Source organism: Mesorhizobium captivum (assembly GCF_033977165.1).
GTDB lineage: Bacteria > Pseudomonadota > Alphaproteobacteria > Rhizobiales > Rhizobiaceae > Mesorhizobium > Mesorhizobium captivum.
The window spans coordinates 135,757-162,661 of record NZ_JAVIJB010000011.1; the positions used below are offsets into that span (position 1 = coordinate 135,757).

18 protein-coding genes are annotated in these 26,905 nt (G+C 60.8%); 7 read left to right on the forward strand and 11 right to left on the reverse strand.

All coding sequences use genetic code 11. The features are described from left to right. Positions 1-27: 27 nt before the first annotated feature. Together RFM40_RS12340 and RFM40_RS12345 are read right to left on the reverse strand one after the other, a co-directional pair. Positions 28-1,557 carry a hypothetical protein gene (locus tag RFM40_RS12340; protein ID WP_320277578.1) on the reverse strand — a complete coding sequence of 510 codons (1,530 nt, stop codon included), beginning with the start codon at positions 1,555-1,557 and terminating at the stop codon, positions 28-30. A gap of 24 nt (positions 1,558-1,581) precedes the next feature. Next, positions 1,582-2,025 (reverse strand): hypothetical protein, encoded by a 444-nt coding sequence (locus RFM40_RS12345; RefSeq protein ID WP_320277579.1) that lies wholly within the window; start codon positions 2,023-2,025, stop codon positions 1,582-1,584. Between the two features lie 140 nt (positions 2,026-2,165). On the opposite strand from RFM40_RS12345, the gene RFM40_RS12350 reads away from it, so the two are divergent. Then, complete coding sequence (locus RFM40_RS12350) at positions 2,166-2,366, forward strand: helix-turn-helix transcriptional regulator (protein WP_347349855.1); 201 nt, start codon at positions 2,166-2,168, stop codon at positions 2,364-2,366. A 202-nt stretch (positions 2,367-2,568) separates the two neighbouring features. On the opposite strand, the gene RFM40_RS12355 is transcribed toward RFM40_RS12350, so the two are convergent. From RFM40_RS12355 to pglW, 6 genes are all read right to left on the reverse strand, one after another. Continuing rightward, positions 2,569-4,650: a DEAD/DEAH box helicase gene (locus RFM40_RS12355; protein ID WP_320277581.1), complete on the reverse strand. Its 2,082-nt coding sequence runs from the start codon at positions 4,648-4,650 to the stop codon at positions 2,569-2,571. Beyond that, positions 4,647-5,963 (reverse strand): BREX system ATP-binding protein BrxD, encoded by a 1,317-nt coding sequence (gene brxD, locus RFM40_RS12360; RefSeq protein ID WP_320277582.1) that lies wholly within the window; start codon positions 5,961-5,963, stop codon positions 4,647-4,649. The genes RFM40_RS12355 and brxD overlap by 4 nt, the downstream gene beginning before the upstream one ends. Beyond that, positions 5,960-8,653: a BREX-2 system phosphatase PglZ gene (pglZ, locus tag RFM40_RS12365; RefSeq protein WP_320277583.1), complete on the reverse strand. Its 2,694-nt coding sequence runs from the start codon at positions 8,651-8,653 to the stop codon at positions 5,960-5,962. Before pglZ ends, brxD begins: the two co-directional genes overlap by 4 nt. Then, complete coding sequence (locus RFM40_RS12370; protein ID WP_320277584.1) at positions 8,650-12,345, reverse strand: DUF6079 family protein; 3,696 nt, start codon at positions 12,343-12,345, stop codon at positions 8,650-8,652. The genes pglZ and RFM40_RS12370 overlap by 4 nt, the downstream gene beginning before the upstream one ends. Then, positions 12,342-16,067 (reverse strand): BREX-2 system adenine-specific DNA-methyltransferase PglX, encoded by a 3,726-nt coding sequence (gene pglX, locus RFM40_RS12375; protein ID WP_320277585.1) that lies wholly within the window; start codon positions 16,065-16,067, stop codon positions 12,342-12,344. The genes RFM40_RS12370 and pglX overlap by 4 nt, the downstream gene beginning before the upstream one ends. Positions 16,068-16,180: 113 nt before the next feature. Continuing rightward, complete coding sequence (gene pglW, locus RFM40_RS12380; RefSeq protein WP_320277586.1) at positions 16,181-20,341, reverse strand: BREX system serine/threonine kinase PglW; 4,161 nt, start codon at positions 20,339-20,341, stop codon at positions 16,181-16,183. A 62-nt stretch (positions 20,342-20,403) separates the two neighbouring features. On the opposite strand from pglW, the gene RFM40_RS12385 reads away from it, so the two are divergent. After that, complete coding sequence (locus RFM40_RS12385) at positions 20,404-21,702, forward strand: hypothetical protein (RefSeq protein WP_320277587.1); 1,299 nt, start codon at positions 20,404-20,406, stop codon at positions 21,700-21,702. A 477-nt stretch (positions 21,703-22,179) separates the two neighbouring features. Here the strand turns inward: RFM40_RS12385 and RFM40_RS12390 are convergent, their stop codons facing one another. Together RFM40_RS12390 and RFM40_RS12395 are read right to left on the reverse strand one after the other, a co-directional pair. Then, the gene (locus RFM40_RS12390; protein WP_320277588.1) at positions 22,180-22,461 is read right to left on the reverse strand and encodes a hypothetical protein; all 282 of its coding nucleotides are present in this window, start codon (positions 22,459-22,461) and stop codon (positions 22,180-22,182) included. A 257-nt stretch (positions 22,462-22,718) separates the two neighbouring features. Beyond that, complete coding sequence (locus RFM40_RS12395; RefSeq protein WP_320277589.1) at positions 22,719-22,904, reverse strand: DUF3606 domain-containing protein; 186 nt, start codon at positions 22,902-22,904, stop codon at positions 22,719-22,721. A 177-nt stretch (positions 22,905-23,081) separates the two neighbouring features. On the opposite strand from RFM40_RS12395, the gene RFM40_RS12400 reads away from it, so the two are divergent. Then, complete coding sequence (locus tag RFM40_RS12400; RefSeq protein ID WP_320277595.1) at positions 23,082-23,915, forward strand: ATP-dependent DNA ligase; 834 nt, start codon at positions 23,082-23,084, stop codon at positions 23,913-23,915. Between the two features lie 4 nt (positions 23,916-23,919). Beyond that, complete coding sequence (locus RFM40_RS12405) at positions 23,920-24,366, forward strand: Cif family virulence factor (RefSeq protein ID WP_320277590.1); 447 nt, start codon at positions 23,920-23,922, stop codon at positions 24,364-24,366. 141 nt (positions 24,367-24,507) lie between these two features. On the opposite strand, the gene RFM40_RS12410 is transcribed toward RFM40_RS12405, so the two are convergent. Then, entirely contained in the window at positions 24,508-24,798 is a 291-nt protein-coding gene (locus tag RFM40_RS12410; protein ID WP_320277591.1) for a hypothetical protein, read from the reverse strand. A gap of 386 nt (positions 24,799-25,184) precedes the next feature. Here RFM40_RS12410 and RFM40_RS12415 point away from each other — a divergent pair, with 386 nt between their 5' ends. The 3 genes from RFM40_RS12415 to RFM40_RS12425 all read left to right on the forward strand — a co-directional run bounded on the left by RFM40_RS12415 (position 25,185) and on the right by RFM40_RS12425 (position 26,764). Continuing rightward, complete coding sequence (locus tag RFM40_RS12415) at positions 25,185-25,493, forward strand: hypothetical protein (protein WP_320277592.1); 309 nt, start codon at positions 25,185-25,187, stop codon at positions 25,491-25,493. Between the two features lie 867 nt (positions 25,494-26,360). Continuing rightward, positions 26,361-26,543, forward strand: coding sequence for a hypothetical protein (locus RFM40_RS12420; protein ID WP_320277593.1), 183 nt, complete (start codon positions 26,361-26,363; stop codon positions 26,541-26,543). Beyond that, complete coding sequence (locus RFM40_RS12425; protein ID WP_320277594.1) at positions 26,540-26,764, forward strand: DUF768 domain-containing protein; 225 nt, start codon at positions 26,540-26,542, stop codon at positions 26,762-26,764. Before RFM40_RS12420 ends, RFM40_RS12425 begins: the two co-directional genes overlap by 4 nt. Positions 26,765-26,905: the final 141 nt, after the last annotated feature.

The window sequence follows — 26,905 nt, forward strand, 5'->3', positions numbered from 1 at the left end:
TCGCGACGAACTTTCGGAAGTGAGCGGTCATAGCAAGCCATGTCTCCGGTCGCGCTCCGACAACAAAGCGTTTGTCGTCGAAAGGAAGCGCGACATGCTCCAATCTGGACGGGGGGCATTCTCGGCAGCAGCCTCAAGTAAAGCGCTGGTCTCGGAGGCGGTCCGCTGCAAATAGGCAATATGCGAAAATGGGTTGACTTGGCGCATGCACTGCTGAATTAGCGCGCCGTCAAGTTTAAGAGCGACCAGGTTTTGGGCATAACGGTGTCTGCAAGCGTGCTCTGTAAGGCCATTTCTTTTGACAATATCTGGAATCTCAAGGTTGGCAGCGGAGTACGCCCGCGGCACCGCTCGCCTCCAGGAGGACCTAAACGCGGTTATCGTGTAAGGATCACCTGGCGAGCCCCCGCCCATGGCACCGGTCGAAACCAGCAAGTAGGGGTGGTCGGGCAGTCCCATGTGGCGCCGTATTCGCATCAATGGGTCCCTCACCGTTCGCATGTAGACTCTAACTGCGGCTGCAATAGCTTGCGCGAACCCAGACCCAGGCAACCAATGAACAAAGGCGCCGTTGATGTCTCCACGAAGTCCCTTCCAGCCAACCGCCTCTGGGCCCTTTAGCAGGTCGCTTCGCGGGACACGGTTGAAACGATCCATCAAGTATCGTCGGCGAGTGACCCGTTGCCCGCTAGGATCATCGATCCACGCATCTGATGGATGATAGAGGTAGAGGACGGCCTCACCTTCGACGTGCTGGATGTCTGACACCCAGACATGTAGCCCTTCGCTCTCTCGAAGACCTCCGCCGAGCATGAACATGGAGTTCAACATCCCGCTGAAATCATTAGGGAATCCATACCTCAACAGGTCTTCCACCCGATCGTCGGGGAAAGCAAAGATCGCCTCACTCTTGGACCCAGGGCGTCCAAAGAGATTCCTGCTTCTAAGCGGCTTGGCGCTCTTGTGCGGTGAAAGGTAGTCCAGCAGCGAGATCCGCTTGACGACTTGGGAGGTGTACAGAAACGCAAGCACTCCCGATGGCTCTGACGGGATTTCTGGCAGTACAGCGTTCGCGAGGCCATAACCGTAACCCTCGGTATCCATCCATCGCGCAACGTCACGGAGCGCCTCCATCCGCCGTTCGACTTCCCGAACGTTAGATGAGAGCCAGTACAGCCCGGACCCATCGGTGAGTTGGCCATCCTTTACCTGGATGGTTCCCTTCACCATCGCCTCGACGAAAGCCCTGAAAAGCTTTCTGGCACGATCGCGATTTTGCCCTTGGAACCAAGGCCAGCATTGGGCGACGTAGTCGATTAGCGCGCCAACAGCCCGAAGGCGATAAAGGTGCCAAGTCGCCGATCTCGATGCGTGGGCTTTCGAGAACTCTAACATGCCCTGAACCAGCTCGGGAGGGCGCCCATCTTGGTGACAGATGTATAGGACAGGGAGTTCTCGACGCAGGGAATTCTCGGTGCCCTCAATTCGCTGCCAAACGATCAGGTGATGCAAACCTCTCGCGACATTGGTCAGGGCGGGAAATTTGAAATGAAGCATCTGAACGCGCTCCAGCTTTGCTGACTATTTCTCCAAGGAAGGCCGCCCTGATTTGCGCTGGCCTTCATTTTCCACCCCCTCACCATCTGCTAACTCCACCTTCTGCTTGTCCGTTGCATACCGCACGGCGGCTCTCGCGATGTCTGGGCCAACCCCGATGGCAAGCGCTACTGTGCTTAGGAACCCGTGCTCGAGTGAACCTAGGGGGCGCGGCATCGCCTGGATGATTTCGGAGAGCGTCAAGGTACCAAGCCCTGACAAGATCGCTTCGGTGAACTGCGAGCCGTACTGGCGACCTCGAAGCTCGTCGGCGGTTTCATCGTCACTAGGAAGGACAGTCCAAAAGTTGGGCTCGCCATCCGGTGGCAAGAGGACAAATGAAAGCTGATTCAAAAGCTGGCGTGACGGCGAATTTGAATCCTTTGACACCAATGCTTCGCCGTGCGCACGAATCCTTGTCGGGCGCATTGTGAATCCTATTAGCCTGCACTAAGTTCTAGGTTGAGCACCATGTCTGATTCGTGGGCGTCTTGTCAACTCTGTGCACAACGTTGATATCCTAGATGATTTCACCTGAGCAGTGCCGAGCTGGTCGAGCACTTGTTGCGATGGACCAGGCTGATCTCGCCCAATCAGCGAGGGTATCTCGCAACACGATTGTGGACTTTGAGAAGGGGCGCCGCACCCCCAACACCAACAACCTGGCTGCAATCAAAGGCGCCCTGGAAGCAGTTGGAGTGATTTTCATCGATGAAGACAGCCAGGGGCCCGGCGTCCGCCTTCGTGAGCGGCGGAGAGCGGCCGGATAGCGGCCCCCCGGAACGCTTTCTCTGGTATCTGCGTGTAAAGGAATACCCGCGTGCGTATTCCGGTGATGCCGGACAGCCCGCGTGTAAGGGAAATTGGATTTTCTAATAGAACCCTTGCAGGAGGCGGAGCGGTACTACTGCGCCGAGATGATCCCGACGCAAGCATGCCTTGCCTTCGCGCCGCTCGTCGAGTTCCAGCTCGTCAAGAATTGATCAGCCGCAGACGCCGTCCACAGGTCGCAGCCACGGAAGCCGTATCGCTGGTCCTTGCTGCCAATACACGTTCGATCACTTCGGGCGGCAGGCAAAGTGCAAATTTCAGCGACGGTTCAAGATCATCTGGTAAAGTCGGACGGGCAGACATCGGATCGATCTTGCGCAACGCCTCAGCGGCCTGCTCCAGACTACTGACTCGCAACGTGATGGTGAGATCGTCGAAGCCAACAACCGCGAGACCCTGCTCGGTCAAACCCGCCGCAATCGATGACGTCGCTGCGCCGCCGGCGAACGCCCAGATAACGGCGCGATCCGCGCTGTCCCGCACTATAGGAAGCGAGTCTCCGTCAACGAAGGCAAGGCGATCGCGTATCTGAACAAGAGCCTCCCCAGCACGACGCGAAACCCTGCACCCAGGCTCAACCCCAGCCACGATACGCTCCATCATCCTGCAGACACCCTCCGTCATGGCGCGGCTGGAGCCGAGCCACCGGGAACGACCAGAGCCCTCAGCCGGCACGACGGAGACCGCCCTGCGTCGCCAGTCGACATCGACAACCACCCAGCCCCTGCCTCCGAGCGAGAGCACCGGGCGATCACCGGTGCCCCTTGGAACCAGACTCGCAGGATGCACAGTACCCAAATTAGTTGGGCCGTGACGCACTGATAGAAGGAGGGGTTCGCTGAAGGCCGCAACGAGGTCGCTGAAATGACGCCTCCCGAACTCCCGCTCTCCTCTAGGTCCGAGCCCAACAACCCCGACGTCCTCGGCAAGGATTCCGGTTGCGAGCATGTGGTCGAAGATGGCGCGACGCTCATCCTCGGGAACAACGTCAACGAGATTACCGAGCCAAGCACCGATGTCTGGTCGCGAGATGCCGCTCGATTGGAGCGCAAGTGCCATAATTTGCTGCGCGAACAGATGCGATGGCCGTGGCGGCGGAACGACCTTTTCAACCATCCCCTCGCGCCAGAGGGTGGTCACCGCCAGGCAGGTAAGCAGTTCCTTATCGTCTGTCGCGAGGAAGAGGCAGTTCCTCGTAGATCCGCTCCTACGTCCGGTACGTCCCATTCGCTGCAGAAAGGAAGCCACCCCCGGCGGAGCTCCAATCTGGATAACTCGATCCAGGTCGCCAACATCTAGGCCAAGCTCGAGCGTTGAGGTAGCCACGATGACGCAGTCCGGTTCCTCGGCAAAGGCGGCTTCGGCTCGCCGTCGCTCATCGAGTGACAAAGAGGCATGCGAGACGAATGTTCTTACTCCGGCGGCTCGCAGTCCTGCCGCGACCTCTTCAACGCGAGTCCGGCTGTCCGCAAAGACCAGTCGACGCTCCCCACGATGAAGGCGAGCGATGACAGTTACGGCATTGGCGACAGAGCCGACGTGATCAGCGGTCACGTCGCCGTCGGTGGCCGGATGCGGCTCGCCGACGATACGCCCTCCTTGCACCGCGGTGAACCAGGTCAACAGCTCGCCAGGGTTTCCCACGGTGGCGGTCAGCCCGACCCGTTGCAGGCGGCGACCTGTTAAGTGCTCGAGCCGCGCCAGCAGGAACAACAAATGCCAACCTCGATCATCGCCCGCAAAGGCGTGAAGCTCATCGACGACGACAGCACGGACGTTCTGGAGAAAGTCAGTATGGTCCAAGCGCGCCGAGATCATCATGGCTTCTATCGACTCGGGCGTTGTGAGTAGCAGTTCGGGCTGGTCGCGCAGCATGCGCCTGCGCACTGAGTCTCCGACATCGCCGTGCCAAACGCCGACCCGCAGGCCCAGGAATCCCGCATAGCGCTCGAGGCGTGGCGCGAGATTGTTCAGAAGCGCTTTGAGTGGACACACGTAGAGGACGGAAAGCCCACGCCAGCCTTCCGCCACTAGTCGCGACAGCAATGGGAATATCGCTGCCTCCGTCTTCCCACCGGCGGTAGGTGCAAGAAGCAGGACGTTTTCACCTGCCATGACAGGCGCAGCGGCTTCGGCCTGTGTGGGACGAAGGTCCGGCCAGCCAAGGGTACTTACGATATGGTAGCGCAAAGCTGGATGGAGAGCGTCGAAAGCTGCCGTCACGAGTCGAACTCGACTTCGTCCACGTCGCTAGCTCCGGCCGCTGCACGCTCGGCAGAGGTCATCTCTCGCTCATTAACGGTCGGAGCGTAGTGACGGCGGGGATCGAAATCCGAAAACTGGTCAACGCGGTCTAGCACCTCGGCTACGAGCTTGCGCAGATATAGACGTGGCGCGACTCCTGCGCGACCGCCGAGTCGTCCGGCGATGCCGTGCGCGAGGTCAACGAGATAGTTGTCGTCGACCAACGCAACGATCCTGGACGGATCGCGTGCCCCTTCGACAAACAAATCACGTACACGGCGACCGACAGCGGCAAGCGAATCGAGGTCAAAGCCTTGCAGGCGAACCTGGACAGCGCGCGGATTGTCGAACCGAGCGTCGGTGGCAAAGTCGGTGTGGAGCCTCTGTGCGAGTGGCGGCAGCCGCTGCACGCCCTGCGGCCCCTCAAAGAAGGCCGTCGTGCCGGTAATAACGAGATACAGACCCGGATAGCGTCCCGCGTCGAGTTCGTCGATCAGCTGACGCAGAGCATTGAGTCCTTTCTCGCGAGTATCGGCGCGCATACGCTGAAGCGTTTCAGCCTCATCGAGGACGAGGATAAGCCCCGACCTCCCGCTATCGCGGAGAACGGTCAGCAGGCCCGCGAGAAAGTGCATTGCTCCGAAGGAGTCGAGGTCGCCCTTAACACCGGCGGCGCGCTTTACAGCTGCTGCCACGTTGGGTTGACCGCCAAGCCATGCAATAAGGCCCTCCGAAAGGGCGGAATCCTCTGCGATCAGGGCGCGACGGTAGGCTCGAAGGACAGCTGAAAAGGCCGGCGCGGTGCGGGCGATCGCAGCTAGCCGGCGCTCCATAAGCGCCTCGGTGGCCGAGGCCAGCCCTTCAACGTCCGTTGCCTCGATCCGGCCCTCGGCCAGGATGTCCTCCTCGAGCGTATAAAACCAGGCATCGACAGTTGGCCGCAGGGCTCCATCGTGTGTATCGGAGGTGGCAAGGCGCTCGACTAGGCGCCGGTACACGGTCTCCCAACGGTGCAGCGGCGTTTCGGTCTCATTGATCTGGACCTCTGATGTCGCGAAGCCCGCAACGCGTGAGCGCTCTTGGATCCAGCGCGCCATAAAGGTCTTTCCCGAGCCATACTCGCCGCGCACAGCCTTGAAGCCGGCGCGCCCACTGGCAACTGCCGCCAGGTCTGCATCAAGGGCGGCCTCGAAGCGGTCCATTCCGACCGCAAAGGCGCTTAGGCCTTCGCGCGGCACGGTTCCACGACGCAGCGCGTCGAGTATTGCCGCCCGCCTCTCCGCGCCAATCAACGGCCGTCTCCCAGATGGAACTGTGCTTTCAGGAGCAGCTCGTTGAGAACAACGTCGTCGGCCTCCTCTTTGAGAACCTGAGCCTGGTCGAGGTTGAGCACCCGACGTGCTGCGCTGATGAGGCCCGCAATTCGGAACGCAGGCATCCCAAGCGCTTGGGACAACCCAATGCGTGTCATTCGTCCACCTCGCGCGGCAAGAGCGCTGATTAGTCCTCGCACCTGGTCATCCTGCGGTGCGCCACGACCAGCGAGGCGTCGCTGTGCGGAAAAGGTTTCCGAGACGAACAAGTCGTCCAGCCAAGCCATCTCGACGGGCGTTTGGAGTGGCCTTCGGGTATCCTCTGCCCGTTCCTGTGCAAACAAGTCAGCTTGTCGCGATACTGCTTGCCGCCGCCGGGAAGGTTGCGGGACTACCACTGTGGCGACACCCAACTGCGAAACATCTTCGCTTGTTCCACGCCACCAGGAGGGTTCCGGCGACGGTGCTTCTGACCAGCCACCAGGCGCGGCACCGGCTGTGTACACAGCGACGGGCACAAGAACCTCCTGAGGGCTGGCTCCACCATGATAGCCGCTTCGTCGTGCTCCGAACCGCACTCGTTCACTCCACGCCGCGACGATCGCTTTCTCGCCACTAGGCGATAGGATCCGTCCGCCTGCTAGAGCGACCTCCTGATCACTTGCCGGCGTACCTGGCGATCGCCACCGGCTGCCCGAGTCGCCGCTGAGCTGCACGGTCGCTTCGTCAAGGATATGTCCGTGATCGCTCGTTACTATGAGAGTGCGCCCTGCACTCCGAGCGACGTGGAGGAGCGCCGCCACCTGTCGAAGGCCCTCCGCTGTCCATGCGAGGTCGACTTGATCGCTTCCGGAGAGTTGGGCGTCTACGGCGTTGTGGACGACGCCGACGATGCGCCGTTGTGGATCGGCAACGGCCGCTCTGATCTCCTCACCGAGCTCTGGCCCGGCCCCGATGTCGGCTTTGTGAAACAGATGCGGCGGATAGCCCGATCGCGAAGCTGCGACCAATGATCCATTGGTCGCGAAGCCAGCTCGCTCAACCGCTTGGTCACCTTGCCTCAATGATCCACAGAGCAGGCTAGTACGCGACACGGCTGTCACCGATGGCAGGACCGCGGCAGCAATAATCGGACCTTGTGTCGGCACTAGCTCTGACCAGCCAAACCCAACAATTGTCTCGGCAAGAGCGCGCCAGACAGCGAGACTGAGGCCGTCAAGAACGAGCAACAGTACGGGAGCTTCCTTTGCCATGGGAGCGACAACACTGGAGAGAATCCGCTCGACTGGCAAAGGTGTGTCGCCTACTGAGCCGCCGGAATTCCACTCCCGAAGGGTCACGGCGAAAGCGCGGTTTTCGTCCTCTCGCATTGCAGTGACCGCTTCGCCCAGTCGAGAATAGGTCGCTGACACATCAGGAAGTGGATCGCCGGACCGGATGGCGTGCCGGGCACGATCAACGAAAGCGCCGTCACTAAAGTATGCTGCTGAGGCTTCCGAGATGCTACGCCAAGATGCAGCGTTGGGCCGTCCCGTGAGCCAGCTCAAGAGGCGGACAGCCATCAAGAGCCGATCAACGCGCGTTCGGTTATTTCCAGCCCTGTCGTGACGATCGGCGCGACGTGTGAGCCTCCAGGCCGTCTCGACGTCATCAGTAAGCCGGGTTTCAACGGCACGAAGTATCGCCACAGCGGCGTCTCGCATGCGCGCATCAAGGCCGATCTGAAGTGCCTGACTGAGAGCCGCGAACGACTCCGCGCGTATCACTGTCAGTATGGAGGCAGCGCGCGATTCGATCGCTGCGGCAGCTCCAGATGACTCCCGGGTCAGTCGGTCGAGCACGCGGCTGCCCGACTCGGCCAAGATACGGGCTGCCTCAGGATTCACCTGCCCACCACCCACCAAAGGCTCCAAGCGTATTGCAGCCTCGCGCAAGACTTGATCGGGGTTCGCCTCGGCGAACACAACGCCACACGCCAACGCGATCGGGAGAGCATCGGCACCACGCCCGGCTGCGGCTGCGGCGAGCACCATTCCTGCTGCTGGCCCGCCCTCACTCGAAACGCGCTCGGCCACCGCGTTTCGCGCCTGTTCCGACAGGCGGTTAAATCGGTCGAGATTTGAGGCATCCAAGGCCCAGTCAAGCAGCGCGGCCGTGTCTGTACGGCCATCGGCGATCCCGAGCACATCCTCCAATACCGCCCGCCATGCGCTCTCCAGATCGAGGGCACCTCCGGCAACCGGTGGGTAGCCGCCAACAGGAGAATGCTCCAGGAGGACGTCGGCCAGCCAGCCATGTGCGCGTAGCCTAGGGTCTACTTTGCTGGCGCGGAAGGTGCCTCGCAAGGCCGACCATCGGTCGGACTGTTCCAGGCGAGCACGAGGGAAGCGAGCCACGACATCGTCGCCCAGGGATGCGGCATCCAGTGGAGTCAGAACGATCAACCCGCCACTATCATTTCCTTCAGCGTCATCGAGATGCTCCCGCACCTCTAGCTCGGACGGGCACCACGCTATGCGGAACCTGCGACCGCCACGCTCCACATATTCCGGCCAGGTCCGTCGGCTAGGCGAACGCATTGCGAGGATTCGCGCGTCCGCATTCTTCTGCAGAAGGCCGTCGAGCTCGCGCTCGATTTCGGGCAGGTCAGGCGCGAGCAGAGGACTCAATCGTTACCTCCAACTCGGGACCGAGTTAGCCTCCAGGCGATCGTCAGTCTGCTGCCCGGCTCGGAGGCCAGGCGTTCCCGCAGTTTGTCGAGTGTCGTGGTAGCTTCAGCAGCATCGAGCACCGTCTGCGGCCGCTCGTCGAGGATTTCCTCATCCGCAGGCGGCGGTGTCGATGGGGAAACTGTTGGTGCCTCGGTATTAGGCTTCGTTTCTGCGAGTAGTCTTGTTGCGCGTGCTTGGATGTCCCGAAGTACGGGCCTCAGCGGCATCACATGCTCATCCGCCGCCATTGCCTCAGCCAACTTCTCGCGCAATCCTTCAGCTGCCGCTCGACGATGATCACTGAGGCTCAGCGCGGTCTGGATAATATCCCAGGGTGCGGCCGACACGGCCCCGCGCAGGTCCTCGACGCCAGCCAGCAGTCGCGACACCGCTGCCTCGCTCGTTTCCAGTGTTGCACAGGCAAGGCTCTCAATAGTGGCAAGCGGATCGGCTGCGGCGACAAGTTCGCTGACAACCGCTTGAGCGGCGCGGATTGTCACGAGCCGCTCTGTCGTCGGCGGGACTCCTAGCGCGTCCGCGCGGGGCCGCAGGTCTCGCAGTAACTCCATGAGATGGCCGCGCTTTTCGCTGGCCTTGGACTTCAGTTCGACCGCTAAGCGCTCAACTGCGGTCCCTTTCCGGATTTCTCCCGGCACTAGACCAAACAGCGCAGAGGCCCGCTCGCGGGCCTTATTCCAGGTCGCTTCGTCTGGGAGTGCCTCCTCTTTCAACTCGACTGCATCGTCGATCCGATCCAATGAGACCTGAGCAGGAGCACCGTTCCTGACCAGCGCACGATCGGCCTGGGCCGCAAACGCGAGGATTACCAGGTTCTGCAGCTTTGGCTGCAGCCCCATCGGCCGCGGTTCGTCCATCCATTCGCGAAGCCGGCCGACGGTAAACGGTCCGCCACCTGCTCGGGCATGCTGCCTGGCAAAACGCTCGGCCCAATGAGGCGACAGCTGAAGATGGGTTTGGCTCATCACGCCCAGTTTTAGCGGCACAGCGATTGCGCTGAGGTGCCTTCGGTCGGAATGGTCATCGATCAACACCCGCTGGTTCGGCTCGCCGGCAGCCTGCCGTACCCGCTCCAGCACGCGCTTGAGCACCGTATCGCGAGCCTCGCTTTCAAACTGAGGATGGTCCGGGAATCGGTGCTCGAAGTAGCGATCGAGCAAAGCCGAGATAGCTGATTTCATATCGGCGCCGACCGGCATCTGCGGTCGAAAGGTCCCGTCGAGTGAGACGAGACGATCCTCAGGCAGCACTTGGGCTCCAACGCAACCGTCATTGTCGGGCCGGATGCCATAGGCAGCCTCGAGACAGGCCCGTATCCGCTGATGCAGTGCGCTTTGCTGACTGCGAAGAATGGCGCGCGCCTGCTCCCTGTCACTTGCCGACAGGTGGCGAGCCGCTTCAGTGAGCCGATCGCCTGCACCAGCAAGGAGGAAATCGATCCGGACCAGTGTCCCGAGATCCTTCATTGCTCGGTCACTCAGATGAGAAGGCTGCCAGACAATACCGCCGGAGGCGTTCTCCTCATTGAAATTGCGGGCATGGGCCAAATGATCCGCAGGCGATCGGCCTTTCGGATCGAAGGGCATGCCTAACGCCAGCACAGGCGATCCACGCCCGCGAAGGCGCTCGTAGCTCAGCTCCCTGACCACCTCGAAATAGAGGTCCACGTCACGGTGTGTGCCACGCCAGAGATGGTCATAGGACTGGAAGGGTTGCGCACTGAGCAGAGTATTGTCGGCTGCAATCCCCAGCATGTCGAATAGGATTCGCTGCAGCTTGGTACGGCGCGTCCCATCATTGTCGGCTTGGGCTGCATTCGCCAGGATTGGCTCGACGTCGACACCAGTGATCTGAAGCGAGACGGCCGGCACCTGATCGTCGCTGATCCGGATTTCGCCAACCCGCGATGCCCAGCTTCGAAGTTTCTGCAAAACGATGCCGCCCTCGCCCCCGGGGACGGGTGATACGACGGTGCCATGGTTAAGGGCCGCCAGCCTCGGCGCTGTGAGTGCCCGCAATGCGGGAACCTCCGGAACGAGTGCGGCGAGCAGCAAAGTCTTCACGATGCGTGCATCGTTTTCGAAACGGCGCTTCACCTGGGGGTCGGCTCGTCCCTCCTGCAGCTCTTGCCAGGTTATATTGTGTTCCTGCTCCAGCAAGGGCTGCAGCTTTTGGTTCCAGAGCTTCTTGGCGTTTTCAAACTGAATTCGCATGCCTTCGGAGAAGGGCTGGTCGCCAGTGGCAATCTCGTCCCACAAGTCGCCCACAGGAATAAGGTTGCCAAGCCGCAGCTCCGCCCGCTTGTTCACGAGCAGCGTCAGCATCAGCTTCAGGGCGGTCCGCTCTCGTTGAAGGACTGAAGAGGCCGCGATCAGTGCCTGCACAAGCGCTGGACTAAAGGGATAGACCTTCCGGAAGAGGTCGCGCTCGCCGTCGGAACCGAGCAACGTATCCAGCACCTGCTGCCGCTGACGCATGACCCGGTCGAATTCAGCGTCGATCTCCTGACGGGCCGTTTCACTCACAGGCGCCAGCAGGCGCTTCTCGGCGATGACCGGTAGGTTTCGGTCCTCCAGCTTCACTTTGTCGAAGCGGGCTTCCCAATGCTTGAGCGTATCGAGGAACCGAACCTCGAGTGCCCCGGCATGGTGATCACCGATGAGCTCGCGCAAGTCACGCTGACGGGCGACGAAGGAGATGATGGGGATCGGGCGCTCCGACCTTTGCGCCTCCACCAGCTTCGAGAGCTTTGATCCTTCGTTTGACACGAAGTCCACGTCGCCGGCGCGCGTCGCGAGCCATAGGATGAGTTCGTCAAGGAACAGCACGACAGCGTCATATCCAAGACGCTTGGCGTGCTGGCTCATCACCACCAAGCCGCGGTCGAGGTCCAGGAATGCCTCGCCTCTCGCGGCGGCAACATCTGCGTAGCTTGAGAAGTAGGTGCCGATCAGATCGCCAACGAGGCGCTGACGCTCCTCTCCTTCCGGCGACTCTGCGGCAGCCGACTCGAAGGAAACAGAATCCCATTCAGACCCGAGATCTCCCCAACCGTCTCCCCCACCCTCTTTTCCCTCATTCAGCTTTGCGAAGAACGCCCTGTCGCCCATAGTTACCCACAGGCGCCGCGCATCTTCGAACAGCTTCTCCCCCAGATAGAATCCTGGCACCGGCGCATCCGGATGCAGATGCCGGACATGGTCTGCATACCCGCCAAGGATTGCCGTTTCGACATCCCGCGCCCCGATCATGTGGTAGGGCACCATCAGGAAGCGCCGACCGTTCAGGATTGGCTCATAGCGAGTAACAACGTTGGCAAGCTCGGCAATGCTGCGGGCCTTCACATTTCCAACCAGCAGCAGATCCAGCACTGCCATGAAGTGTGACTTGCCGGATCCGAACGAGCCGTCGAGGTAACAGGCAGCACTGCGGCCGCTTTCGACGCTCCCGCGAATGAAGCCCAGCGCCTCATTGAAAGCCTTTGCGAGCTGCGGAGTGACGACATAGTTCTTGATGGTCTCGGCGGCCGCGGTGTCAGTCACGCCTTCCGACAGCTTCAGAACGAAATCGTTGGTCTGGACCCTCTCCGGAATGTGGATAAGATCGTGCAATAGCGGGCGGGCTTCGCTCATGCTGCGGCCCTCCGTCCGCGGCCGCGCTCCTGCGCCGGCGGGGTCCAGGCGCAGAGGTCATTTAATGTGAGGCCGAGCTCCCGAGCTTGCTCCTCGATATACCCTCGAAAGAAATCCCCCATGCGAAGTCCCGTTTCGGCGTCGATTTCATTGTGCCATTGGCGCAACCAGGGAACTAGCTCCAGCAGGCCCGCCAGCAACGGTGTCAGACGCTCCTTTGGCCACCCGTCCACATCTTTGCGCTCAACATACCAGGCGGCTATGGCACGTGCGCGAGCGAGATGGTCGTAACCGGCCCAAAGGATCGGCAGGCTTGCGTCTGCGTCGCGGGCGCAATGCGGGAAGGAGACGAAGCGCTCTTTCGGCACGTCGAGGCCACCCCGCAACCGCCAGAAGTGCTGAGTCTGAAAATCGGAATTCCTGTACTTCGGAGGCACGGGAATATTCCCGACTTCCACCTCCCTGCGCCGCTTTGCCTCCCTTGTGATCGCGGCTTCGGCCGACTTGCGCACATCCTCCGCGCCGAGGCCATCCGCCATACGGAAGGCATAGTCCTCCGCGCTTTCGTCGTCTCGACGGAGATTTATGCTGCTCCATGCCGCATGAAGGAACTCGTCGCGACGCGCCTCTACCGCAGCATCCACAGCGTCCTCTTCTCGCTGCTTCTCCCAAGTCGCCTCCCAATCAGCACGCTTGCGTAGACCCGTTGCGGTATAACGGAGCCTAGCGAGGAAGGGCACGGACTCGCCTGCCGCCAGCTCTGCCACCAGCGCATCCAGGTCGAAGGCCATGTGGCCAGTATAGAGCGCGGCGACCGAAAGGAAATCGGTATCGTGTCGAGCAACATCCGCGAGTGCCTGTGTGGAGAGGATGCGCGGATCAGTCAGGGGCCAGAATCGTGAATCTTCCAGCCGATCGAGCAACCAGATGCGCAGCGCCTCCTTTTCCATCTGGTCCCACGGCTCGGATTGCCAGCGGCGCTTGTACTCGGGTCTCTCGATGAGGCCGATAGTTGAGTTTGACTCGATCAGAGCAATGCGGCTCTCGACGACGGCGCGGTAGTCCGCTGGCCAGTGGGCTGGCAGAGCGGTGATGGGCGTCGAGCGGTGACGTTCGAACCAGGCGGTCTCGAGCTCGCCTGCCGCTATGCGGCGCGCCATAACGATCTCGAAAGCGCGCTCGCCGAGGCGCAGGGGCGGTGGGTTCAAATGCTGAGGTGAGTCCTTCAGCAGGTCGTACATCCAGTAGCATCGCCAGTCGAGCTCTTCCTGCATCGCGATCATGCGGCCGCGGGCCGCTTGGGCCTCGGCGCGGCCTATATCCAGGACTTCGCGCGTCGAAAGGGCGCGCGCGCATAGTGCGGCTGGCAGGTTCGTCGAGAGGCGATGCGCCTCGCTGTCCAGGGCGCGAGCTAGATCGAAGGGACGCCCCGAGGGGAGAGGAAATCGTCCCAACGCCGTGGCTGCAAATTCGTACCGATCCTCCCAGGGCGTCTTACTTAGTCTAGCCCCCTCCTGACCGAGCTGATCGCCGCCCTTGGGATAAAACACCTGCTTCATCCAGAAGCAGGCTGTGGAGGAATTGAGGAGGCCGAGCAGCCCGAGATGATCGTCCTCCGGGGCGTCCGCCGGAAGCTTGATAACGGGCGCGGAACGGTTGAACACCTTGCCGCCGCGGTCGAGCACGAAATGGTTGTGTGTAGCGACGAAGGCAAAGGCGATCCCCAAAGGTCTTAGCCATCTATCAGGAAAGAACATGTTGTGTTCGAACCAACACAGACCACGCTCCTCAATCGTTTGGCCGAAGTCCCTACGCGCTTTGAGGCCAGTGCGATAGATCCAGGCGTTTTGGGTAAACAAGGAACTCGGTGACCGCACAACTCGTCCCGTGCGACGGTCATAGGGGAACAGCACGGCAGTTCCCGAGAGAAGTGCATAGTCGCGAACATGCTCTCCAAGCACCATCGGTACGGTGAGACCCGGGAATAACTGCGGCCGGCCAATTTCAAAGAAGTCGTCCTCACCAGTGTGAGTAGTTCGGCCGATCTCAGTGCAAATTTGGCCAAGTATCTGAGGAGCTTGCTCGATGGATTCTTGGACTTCTGCCGCCCCTCCGCCGCCCATATTCCAGGGATGTCGGGCCAGCGAATCGCGCGAAGTGTCCTCGGTGCTGATGAAGGCGCTCTCTGATTTATCTAAATCGGCCTGCGCGACGATGGCCGACCAAACGAAGCCTTTTCCCGGATCCGAGGGTGCCGAGGGCTCGCCCCGCACGCCGCGCACAGTCCGCACTACCTGCGCCATCGGCGCCCGATTGCGCCCGAACAGGATAGCGGTCGGCGTGCCGTGACCCGGAATGTAGGCGCCGGAGCAGTCCACTACGTGGGTGACATCGAGCTTCGGCAGCACGTCCTCGATCAGCTTCTTGCCGAATTCCCGCTTCATGAAACTGTTCGCGACGATGAGTCCGACGAAGCCAGCCGCGCGATCCCGCACTCCCTCCTGGGCCAGATCGAAAAACCGCTCGGTGAAGGGTGCGCCAAGGCCATAGGTCCGGTGGCAGCTGTGGTATATTTCGCGATAGGCATCACGCATAGCCGAGTCCTTGGGCGTGATATACGGGGGATTGCCAACTACGGCGTGGTACTGGCGCCCGAGCACCGCATCGAGTACATCAGTGTCCTCAGCTTCGTAATGGTGGCGTACGGTGCGCCGAAAGCCTTCATCCGTCCCACCGAGTTCTCTTCGAAAGAAGTGATGTCCGTGCAGCAGGCTATCGCCTGTGGCGAGCTGGAAACGGAAATCAGGCGCAGCGGCGAGGCGCGTCTCGCCGGCAGCCCGCAGCGCAGCCACCAGGAGCCGGAAACGGGCGATCTCTACCGCGAAAGGATTCAAGTCTACGCCTGCGACTGCGTCCAAAGCCCGCTGGGCCTGTGCAGCGGGCGGCATTTCCGGCGCATGTCGCCGCCATTCTTCCAGCATCCATGCGAAGCCGCCGAGCAGGAAATGGCCCGAACCGCAGGTCGGATCTATCATCCGCACTTCCTCGTACCCGAACTCTCGGATAGCAGGATCGAGGGTGCGGGAGAGGATCCACTCCTCAACGAACTCAGGCGTCTGCAGTAGGGCGAATCGTTTGCGCGCCTCCTCCGACAGGTCCTGGTACAGGTCGCCGAGGAAACGCGTGTTCCAGTCCGGATCAGTGAAATCGTGGAATAGCTCGCCGGTGTCGGGCGATCGCTGACGAAAGAAGTCGAACAAAGCGATCGCTCCGTCACCCGAGACAGGTAAGCGAAACAAAGGATTGTGTGAGGGATCGAACAGGCCAGTCAGGCCAGGTAGCTGCGCGGCCTCCGCAAATACCGCCAGAAGATACTCGGCATCGCTGTCCTCCGGCCTCAACTGGAACCAGTTTCGCTGGCGAAGCACCGCCAGATCCAGCCGCTCGCCGGGACCGGCGATGATTGGGCGGTCGATCAGACGGTTGTCTTCCAGGAAGCGGAGGAACACGAGCGCCAGAATCCAGTGCACCGCTGACTGGTCCACGGCCGCGCCAAAGAAGGTATCAAAGGTGTCGGCGGTGCGCCTTGTACCTCGCGCCTCCCGCCACTCCGTTTCAACGGCTGCACGTCCGGTTGACGCAGCGTGATAGCCCCTTAGGTCTTCTTCGAGTTTCTTCCTGAGCTTTTTCAGGTCCCCGAGTAGCCCCGCCGGATCGATCATGACTTAAATATCTCCCTGTCTTGCTTTTTATTGGATCGCCAGAACTTGCGATCGATCAGACGAATCCTTCTCGCCGAAGATCAATACGCTATACGTCACCGAGATAGCGCCGCCTAGGCGGCGCTGCGACCGCCGCCTGCCCTGTGGGCATTCGCTAGCCAGGATTCCGTAAGCCTGGCCCAGTTCGCCGCGGAGATGACGGGCAGGACCGCACCGTCGATCTGTGGCAACCCCTGTTCAGCCTGCGGAATCAACAGCCATATGCTTGGAGGCCCACCTGCCGTGCCGGAGGCCTGGGAAAAGACCACGAGCATTTCCATGAGGTCGTAACGTGCGACAAGGCCAGGCCGGGTCAGAAGTGTCGGCGTGCGTAGCGCGAGGACATCCTCTTTCACCCGCACCGCCGCCTTGGAGGCGAGACGAAGGAGATTCTTGAAGTCAGTGCTGTCGCGAGAGGCCGCGTCAGCTGCCAAAGCCTTAGGCCACTGAACTCGCCGCGCCTCCGCTTCCGTCCGCATCGACCGGAGCATCAGGCGCTCAAGGCTGACGGTCTGCCGAGCGAATCGGCGAAGCAGCTCTGCTTCCGCATCGCGCGCGCGTCGCGGCTCGACCGTCAAGGCAAGGAAGATTCCTCGTTCGGCAGCGTACGCGATCTTATCCTCGATGGCCCTTGCATTCAGGACTTCAGGCGTTACCTCCGCAGCCGGAGCGAACGTCGGCTGACGGATGATCGTCATCGTACCGGTGCCCGTGCTCGAAACAGTACGCGCGTGGTAGCCGGCCTCGCCCCCAGCCGGCTCGCTCCAGACACGCCCCGCATCGACTTGATCCAGCAAGATATCGAGTTCTGGTCGCGGCGGAAGCGGGGAGGCTTCCGGGAAGCGACCGCGAACGCGTGCCCGGACCTGATCCTCTCGCAGGACTTCTGGGCCGGCGAGCGCGCCTAATGAAAGCCGAAGGGCCGTGATAGCAGGCATGCCACGCGGGTAGAGCTCTCCTCGCGCGGATAGGGCAGCCCCTTTTGAAGCGGCGACGGCGAGACGCAGGCGCCGCTCCGCCGTGAGCGGCCCAGCGCCTTCCGGAACGGGCGCGAGCCCGAGCTCCTCCTCGACACGACCAGGACTCGGTAATGGGTCCTCTGCCGCAAGGGCGTCAACGCGCCGAGCCAACCGACGGGCATATTCTGCTGCCTCAGGCAACGCCGCGATCAGCACTGCACCAGCAGATTCGGCATGAGCGGCAAAGCGAACTGGCAATACGGCAGCCTCTAGTTCCACTGCAGCACGAACTATCGCCCGTGCTCGGCGGGACCGCTGCCGCTCGTCGTCTTCCACAGACCCGCGTGCGGCAAGCACCTGTGCGGTCAGTTCATCGCCGGTCGCTACGCCGCCAGCAGACGCCAGCAATACGTGGATCTCGCTGCGAAGGGCATTCAGATCGGCGCTCTTATGCCAACGATCGCGAGCGGCTTCGAGTGCATCGGCCACCGCGCTCCGGGCGGTTCCGACCGCAACGGCAACGTCACCAGCACTCGGCCAAGCCGGAGCGTCATCGTCGATGCCGAGGTAGTAAGCCAGAATCCTGTCTTCCTGCCTTTCATCCCCAGCCGGCCGGCGCGGCAGTAGCTGCTCCGCAAGGCGATCCACGCTCGCACGCCCATCTCCGTCGTCGATGGTCCCACCGGGAACAAGATCGGGTCGGAGCTGCGCCAGGCGCTTCGCCCGCTCGCGAATTTCGCGGCGGATGCGGTCGCCCACCCCGGTGAGATAACGGAATTTGAGGCGTGGGACACCAAGGAGCTGATGAACGGTGTGGATGCCCATCTGATCGAGCACTGCGCGAGCCTCGACCCCATAGCCGACCTCCGCGATATTGCTGGAGCGGTCAAGCCGCCGAGCAATTAGCTCGATGCTGTCCTCTGGGGATTTGGCGCGGTCCAGAGCCGAGAAGGCCTCTTGCCAGACACGAAGCATCTCCTCCGAATTCCCAAAACGTTCAGCCGGATCACGCCGCAAGGCACGCGAGAAGAAGGCCGCAAGGCCATCGCGAAGTGACGGGTCGAACCGGTCGACGGCAATTGTCGCCTCATCGTCTGTCAGTCGTGGATCGGTAAGCCCGTCACCGAAGGAGGGAGGTGCGCCAGCCAGCATTTCGTGAAGGGTTACGGCGGCCGCGTACCGTTCTGCATGCAAGTCCCAGCGAGGAGGCTTGCGATCCGGCAGGAATGGCTCGAGGTACGGGCGGGTCCCTGCTGTGATGGTTTCGACCGGTGCACGCGAAAGTGAAAAGTCGAAGAGGACCAGGCGGTAGGCACCGCTTCCAGGAGTCTTCGAGATGCCGATGTTGTCCGGCTTTATGTCACGATGAGCAATACCCTCCTGCTCGAGGTGCTCGATCGCCGACAGCAAATGTTCGCCAAAGCGGCGCATCAGGTCGAGAGAGAGCGGGTCGCCACCGCGAATCCATTGGGCAAGCGTCTTGTCTCCTGCGCGCTCCATCAGGATTGCCGGGCGGCCGGAGGTCTCTACTTCCGCAACGAAGCGGACGATGTTCTGGTGGTGGAGACGACGAAGAACATCCGCCTCGGCACGGATGCGGTCGGCGTGAGCATCGTCTAACGCAACTTTGAGCACCAGCTCCTCATCGCCCCCCTCTTGCTGGACGAGGAGGACATCCGCGCTGCCGCCCTGGCCGAGACGACGTTTAACACTCAGGCTGCCATCGAGAAGGTCGTCAGGCCCGGCGATCGCCGGGTCGACCGTGGTTGAGGGCATCGGCTCCGCGGGAAGGGCCTCCTTTTCCGCCTCGGCAAGATAATCAAGGAATTCTCGCGCGTCCCGAGGACGATCACGAACGACTGGCGCGGTAGAGACGCGCACCATTTCCTCGAGCCAACGTCCTGCGCCATTCATGGCACTGGAGATGAGAAGACCGTTGCCGTCTCGCAGGCTCGTCGGCAGATCCAATGGATTGGTCACCGGCGCTCGCCCGGTGAGGATATGATAGGCGATAGCACCGAGGGCGAATACGTCAGCTCGCGCTGCACTTTCGTCTCCACCTGCAATAGCTTCAGGAGCCAAATAGGCCTTGGCGGGGTCAGCGAGGTGATCCTCAATGTGCTGAGTTCCAGAAGTCACGCCGGTTCCAGCGCTTGTTCCTCCGCCTCGGCTCGCCACCTGCCAGTTGGTGATCTGGAGCCGAGGGGTGTCGCCTTCTGGATCACGCACAAGGATACTCTGAGGCGCTAACCCGCGGTGGTAGATGCGTTTGCCATGAGCGTAGGCCATTGCTTCGCCAAGCTGCCGGATAAGAGCCAAACGCTGGGCGAGCGACAGTCCGCCAACCTTTTGGGCCAGGTACCTATCCAGTCGCACAGCGTTGGGGTCGTGCTCGAAAATGAGCGCTGGGCCGAGTTCCGCCTCGCGGTAGTCGCGCACACCCTGAATGCCAGCGTGCTCAACGCCCTCCAGAACTCGAAACTCCCTCTGCGCAGTGCGTGCCAAGCGGTCACGAGCTTCCGGGGTTGCGGCACGCGCATACGGATAAATGCGAACCCGTCTATTCACGCCAGTGGCCGCATGGCGGGCAGCGAAATCCTGCCAGTTTTCTCCCTCTCCCAGGAGCTGGCCGAGTTCGTAGTCGCCGACGCGACGGCCGCGCCCAGGCGCTCGAATCCCTGCCTGCTCGATGGCTCGAATCCATGACCGAGTTACGGCAATGTCGGGCGTGCCTCGACGTGCGAGGCCAAGCTCGTGCGCTTGGAGGAGGGTTCCAATGACACCGACGTCATCAGGTGCACCCGGGCTGCCGCGCAGAACAACCCGCTTCTCGGTACCAGGATCGAGAACAGGGTTCTTGCGGACCGCGGAGAGAAAAATGAGCGGCTCGATCCAAGGCGCCGCGCGTGACGAGCCTCTACCGAGCACCTCCTGTCGGCGAAGCACCGAGGCGAGTCGTTTCGCCTTCCGGTTAGCTAGAGGCAGAGGATTGTCGGTCGTGACCTGACGCCCTTCCGTTATCCAGGTCCAACTATAGGCATCGCCGCGCAATGTGCCCGGGCGCGATTTCACTTCGATGAGGACTAATCCAACAGGCGTGAGCACGAGAACGTCGACCTCGTTTACGCGACCTTCATCGTCGATGAACTCGAAGTTCGACCAAGCGCGCCAAGGCTCATGATCAGGCAGATGCTCGCGCAGGAAATCCAGCGCGTCTCGCTCCCATTCGAAGGCGGACTGGCTCACCGCCGTCCAACGACCTGATCTCATCGGCATAACGAAGCCCACACAACCCGGACCTTACATATTCGAATAGAGGCACGACGTGGAGAGCAAATTTGGCCGATGCCGAACTGCTTTGGGCCTACCAGGATCCGATGTGGCCCACTTGCGATGGATTCCGGCGGATGCTCATCCTGTCCCCTCTCCCCAGATATTCGCATCGTCCATGCAAGGTTGGTGAAATGTCGCGATCCTTCAGCCGTCAAGAACTCCATCAGCTGGTTTGGTCGAGACCTGTCCGAGCCGTAGCTTCGGAATACGGCATCTCCGACGTTGCCTTCGCCAAGCTGTGCCGCAAGCACAATATTCCGCTTCCGCCGCGAGGCTACTGGGCGCGGGTCGAGGCCGGATACAAGCCTCGGGGCGAGCCTTTGCCAGTCCGAGGATTCGGTATGCCGGAAATCATCCGAACCGGGCGCACATATTGGGATAGATATTCAGCTCCCCCGAACCTGGATGAGATCGACATACCTCCGCCGCCAGAATTCGCTGAGAGCGAAGAAGAGCTGACGCAGAGAGTGAGGAAGCTCGTCGGCGCGGTGAGCATTCCTCGAAACCTCGACCGCGCGCATCATCAGATAGCTCGCCTACTGCAGGAAGACGAAAGTCGCCGACAGGAGCAATTGCGTGCGAAATACGTTTCGCTGTCAAATGGTCCCTTGTTCGATTTCCCATTCGAAAGGCGGCGCCTGCGACTGCTGTCCGGGCTGTTTATGGCCTTCCAGCGCTACGGCATGAACGTTATTGCTCGCAAGAAAGATCCAGACGACTTCGAAGTGATCGTTGGCGAGCTGGCAGTGTCGTTAAGCGCGGACCACCCTGGAATCAGCAGGTATGGCTGGCGGCACGAGAGCGATGCGAACAGGCCAGCGTCGGCAGCTATGACAGTGGAGATCAAGAGCCACAGTACGCAACCGACGCACAAGAAGTGGACTGATCAGCCGAACGACCCGGTTGAGGGGCAGGCGACCGACATCGTCGTCAGCGTTATCGTGTTTGGCGAATTGCAATATCGCAATCGCGAGATCGGCCATCACAAGTGGCTTGTCCAACGCAAGCAGCAGATCATCGAGGAAAAGCGCAGGCGCCACGAGGAAGCCATCAGCGCCGCAGCAGAGGCGCGTGCCGAGGCCGAAAGAGAGCGCATCGATAGGCTGGTCGGCGAGGCGGCAGCCTTCCGCCAAGCCCAGGACATCAGGGCCTATGTCGAGGCCGCGCGAAGGGCGATTGCGAGCACAGAAGCGGTGCCCGAAGCGCAGTTTGATGCCTGGGCACAATGGGCGAACGAGAATGCCGATCGGATCGACCCTGTCCTGTCGAGGGCATTTCTCCAAAACCTTGAAGACGAGTTTTAGAGATCTTCGGCATCCCCAACCAAGCTCCTCAGGCGTTCTATTTCCAGCGCCTGCCTGGCCACCAGTGCCTCAAGATAGGCAACCCTCGCTTCGTAGTCCTGAAGTGATCGCATAATCGCCCGAAGGGGCGATGGTGGCATATGGGGTCGTCCGGTGTCTGGATCGGAGATGCTCATTCGGAACCACCCCACTTGGAGGGCACGGAGTTGCTTCCCGGTATTCTTAACCAACATGATTAGGCCGACACAATCCTCAGGCAGCCGCCCAAGTGTGCCCGGGGACACTCACCCATGAACGATGCTGTTTCGGACCAGGGCTTCATTCTAGCCCTCCCAAGGTACTCGTCAGCGATCACCCGAGCGCCGGTCGCCGGTGATAACGATCCCAGGTCACGAACATGCATTGCACGGACTCAAGGCGGCCAGGAAGGTGTTCAGCGATCAGGGAGCTATAACCAGTTCCCAAGGCGTCGTCATGCTATGGTTGGAGCAGGGCGCCACCGTATTGCGCCCAAAGGTGTTCGCAGTCCCATACCCTCAAGCTTGGCGTTCCTGGTTCCCCGTATAAAATGATTGCACCGCGAACGTCGTATCCAAGCACCGACGCATTGGCGACGAACTGGATGGCGCGCCCTAAGCTGATGGCGCCTATCCGGGCTTCAATTTTGCTGGTGAGGTCGATCACTCCGAAGATTTCCGCGTCTGCGCCTCTGCCGGCCAAAACAGCCGTCGAGATCGCATCGTCCAGGGCAAGGAGCATCGCGTGAGTCCCCGTGAGCAGCGCTAAGTAACTTCGACGCGCGATATTTGTTCCGGGTCCCGGAAAAACAATCTGAGATCAACTGTCCAGTTCAAGCGGCTCATGGTCCGGTTGCTCATGCCAAATGACTTGCCGGAGATCACGCCGGTCGACTGGCTGGCCGCATTTCCGGCAATCGTAGAAGTGATCCAGTTCGCGGGGAGGGTCGGCCCCGTGTCGGTGCCCCACGATGGGCGGTCCAAGGTCCGAAAGCTTCGTCACCCGTGCAACTTCCTGGCCTCGCGTGCCAAGGTCTTGCGGTCGCTGCCGTGCTCGCCGATCAGTTCCCGAACTTGCTCGGGCGTAATCCTGTGCTGTTTGGCGAAGTAGCGGACCTCGTAGTCCTCGTCCGCAGATACGCGGTCGCGGTCCCGGAAATCGCGCTTCGTTTTGTCGTCTGTCATGGCTGTTCCTCCCTGCGAGGGAAAACCAAGACAGGGGACGAACGTTCCAACCTGCTTTTTCAGCAATCGCTAACGGAACGCCTGGAGCTGTGCGATATTGAAATCAAATTCGAGTATTGCGTGGGGTATTCGATGCGTAAGCCTGCCGGCGGCGCCCGGCTGTCCTTCATTCGTCCGATGGAGCCCGAGCTCGTCGAGCAGCCGCCCAAGGGCGACGGATGGAGCCACGAAGTCAAATTCGACGGCTATCGCACCCAGCTCATCAAGGATGCTGACGGCATCCGCCTCTACACCAAGACCGGAATAGACTGGACCGCCAAATATCGACCGCTCGCCGCGCAGGCGAAGTCGATCGAGGCGGAAAGCTTCATCATCGAAGGGGAGACGATTGTTACCAACGAAGCCGGTTTGTCTGACTTCCATGCGCTGCGCTCGGCGATCGCCAGGCGACCGCAGGATCTCTACCTGGTCGCGTTCGATCTCCTGCATCTCAACGGCCACGATCTGCGCGACATGGTGCTGAAGGACCGGCTCGAAATCCTGCAGGCACTCATCCCTGCCGGCGGCCACATTCAATTCAGCGAAGCGCTGCCGGGTGATGGCGCTGCGGTCTATTACCTCGCTTGCGAAGCGGGCTTGGAGGGCATCGTTTCGAAGCGACTGGACAGCGTCTACCGCAGCGGCAACACGATGAACTGGCGCAAGATCAAGTGCTACGTCGAGAGGGAAATGGACATCATCGGCGTGAAGCGCGAGACCGGCAAGCCGGCGATGGTGCTCATGGCCGAAAACGGCCGCTACATGGGCGGCGCTTTCGTGACGTTCAAAGCCGACAAGCGGCAGGAGCTATGGGCCATGGCTCAAGAAAAGGGCGGCGCTCTCCCGCCGAAGGGACTGGCGAAGGAGAAGGCCGAATGGCTGAAGCCTGGCCTGGTCGGTCAGGTGAAGTTCCTGAAGGGCGAGGACAAGCTGCGGCATGCTTCGCTGAAAAATTTCCGAGAGGAGAAGTAGCGTCATGTCAGATGAGGTGCGTGAAACGATACAAAGGTTGGTGGACGCGGAAACGAAGGGTTGGGATGAAAAAGACATCGAGCCCTTCCTTGCCATGATCCACCCTGACATGGCGTGGCCATTTGCCCCGAACGCAGACGCGCACGATCCAATCGACTGGGTGTTCGTGTTGGGGCGTTTCGATAAAGAAGGATGGCATCAGGGCTACAACGAACTTTTTGCCGCTCATGACCTGATCCACAATCACCGCAAGACCGCGAAGATCGAAGTGGCTCCAACAGAGGACGCGGCTTTCGCGGTGGTCGACATCGACACCCTTTGGCGAAACAGAGCGACAGGCGCTGATTTTCACTGGAAGGGTCGCGTCTGCAAAATCTATACGAAGCTCCGAACGGGTGAATGGAAGTTCTACTGGCAAACCAGCGCGCTTAATTTCCCGCCGAGGCCATAGCACCCGCGACTGCTGTGGCCGTCCGATTTGCGCTCCATCGCTTCTGACGGACCGCGTGCCCGTCCAGCATCAAAATTTGATATCAGCCAGACGGGCGCGAGAACTGCCGCGCCAACGGCCTGTCACGAAGCGACGCGATTGTCAGTGGGCGTTGGCTGATGGCGCCGTCTTGCCCTGCGTGGCCGCCGGCATGTCCTTGGTCGCGGCCCCCGTCTGGGTGTCGGTGGCCGGGACGGTATGGTCTTCACCCGACAGCGGACTTCCCCCACCAGGCACGTCCTCGCCTGTCGGAGCCGTGTTGTTTATGCCGTTCTGGAACGGTTGGCTGTCGGTCGTCAAACCGCCTGCCTCCGTGGCGGTAAAAAGGTGATCGGCTGCCGACGCGGGGCCGGCGAGCAGCGAAAATGCTGCAATGATGATAAGTGTTCGCATCATCGGTCTCCAATTGCTTGTTTGGAGTTCAACGTCCCGTCCGATGCGCTACCTTAAGTTGCCCGGCAGGGACGGCCGTCCCTTCATGTCTTTAACGCCGCGCCCCGTCGCTTTATTCCCGAAAAAGCGCTTTTCAACGTGCAGTCGGACCAATGCTCCGGAGTTTAGGACCTCGGTCGCGATTGCAGACTTATTGGTAACTGGACAATCTATCGCGGTGTCGACGTAAACCATTCTCCCCTCCGGAGCTGTCGACGCTAGCCCGGCCCGCAAATCCTGTGTCACCTCGATAAGCGAGCCGGGCTACGGGAGGTTCCCGAAAGTCTAGCCGTGTAAAGTTCCTTCGCGGCGGAGCATACGCTTCGCCATTTCGAGAGGAGTGATCCATGCGCATGATGCTCGTGACAGCAGCGTTTCTGATGGTCTCAAATGCGGCATTCGCCCAAGAGCAAGTTGCTCCAGAGCAGCAGCCACGATGCTGGCTGGGATCGACGAGCTATTCTCCTGGAGCAACGGTTCGCGCAGGAGAGGGTGTCATGTTGTGCACGCCCTCGTTTGTATGGGAGACCAGCAAGGCGGCAGCGTCCGGTTGTGTCTTCGAACAAAAATTCTTCAACACTGGCGCCGTCCATGAAGGCAATGAGTGCCAGCCAGATGGCACCTGGGCGACGATCTCAAAGCCAGACCAGAAGTGATCACGGAAGCCCTTGGCTAACGATCGGCGACCAGGAATATAATCCTCCGAGGTGCGGCGACCCATTCACGAGGATCGCCATGACAATGAAATTGCCATTCACAGAAGACACGCTCGGCAAGAAGCTGAAGGCCGGCACTGGCATATCGGTCGACTGCCTCACCACCTGCAAACGGAAAACCGGGGCTCGATGTCGCCGAGCTGGTGAAGCGGCTCGGGCCTGATCATGGCGCGATGCATTGGGAACTGATCAAGGTGATCTATTGCCGTGTGTGCCGCGATGTTCCCACCAGCCCTCTTTTGCCATTCAGATTTCGCAAAATGTTCGGAACTGAATGCTAGCCCGGCCATTATTCGGAGGTGGCCGTCTTCCCCCTTGGCCGCCAGCTCTTAAAGCCCAAGCAAAAGCCCGTCGTTCTCTCCCTGAGGCGGCGGGCTTTTAACCAGCGCGTTGTCGCTGCTTAGAGAGGGCGCGCAATAGGTCAGCTTCGTCGTGGGTGCCGTCGTCGAAAATTTGGAACAATTCCATAGCCAGGAACTCCCGCTGCTCACGGTCTTTCTTGGCTAGGCGTCGTCCGATCAAACACCCGCTGGAGCATGGCCAGATCAGCGGGTTCGTAAACACCACTGTAGCGGGACAATGACATTGTCGACGCCCTCAACGCCCCTCCGAATTATCTCACACGGCAGGCCTGACGCGAAGAAAAATCGGGAGGTCTGTCGGCGGTGAGTCAGTCCTTTGCGTTTTCTGGCACGATCGTCAGCGGCCCGGTCCGCGGATGATCCCTGGCTCAGCCGACGCCGAATTTTTTGCCTGACCTGAACAGTCCGCACTTTAGATCGTTCTAACGATTAGGAGGTCGTTTTCATGAGCGACGATGACAATAGATCAGGTTCGCAAAGTGGGGCGATGAAGGTTCTGGCCGATCGCCTGGTCAGAGAGGCAGACATTACCGAAGAGCAAGCCCGCGAGCTGATCACGTTGATCGGGACCGATTGGAATTCCCTGCTTCGAGAGGCTCACTTCCTGAAGGCGCGGCACCGACTATGAGCGAACGCGGGGCAGAATTCTTTGGGAAGTGGATCACCGACAACGTGATGCGCGGCAGCGTCGGCACCGACATCATTTCTGTGGCGGAGGTGACGACCAAACTGTTCGCCGATGCGAAGGCCGCGGGTATTTCCGAGGATGAGATCGAGGAGGAAATCGGCAGTGCCTATGAAGCGATACTTGCGGCAATAGATGGCCCGCCAGATTTCGAATCCGAGTGACTGCCGGGCGGCGCTTCACCCATTCTAAATTGCCATCCTCCACAACGAAGGACACCTTGGCTCGCGCTGCGGAATTCGCTCTTCTACCTGTAGCTGGTCAAACTCGGATCGAGGTTCTGCTACAGTCCCGAATGGCCGTCC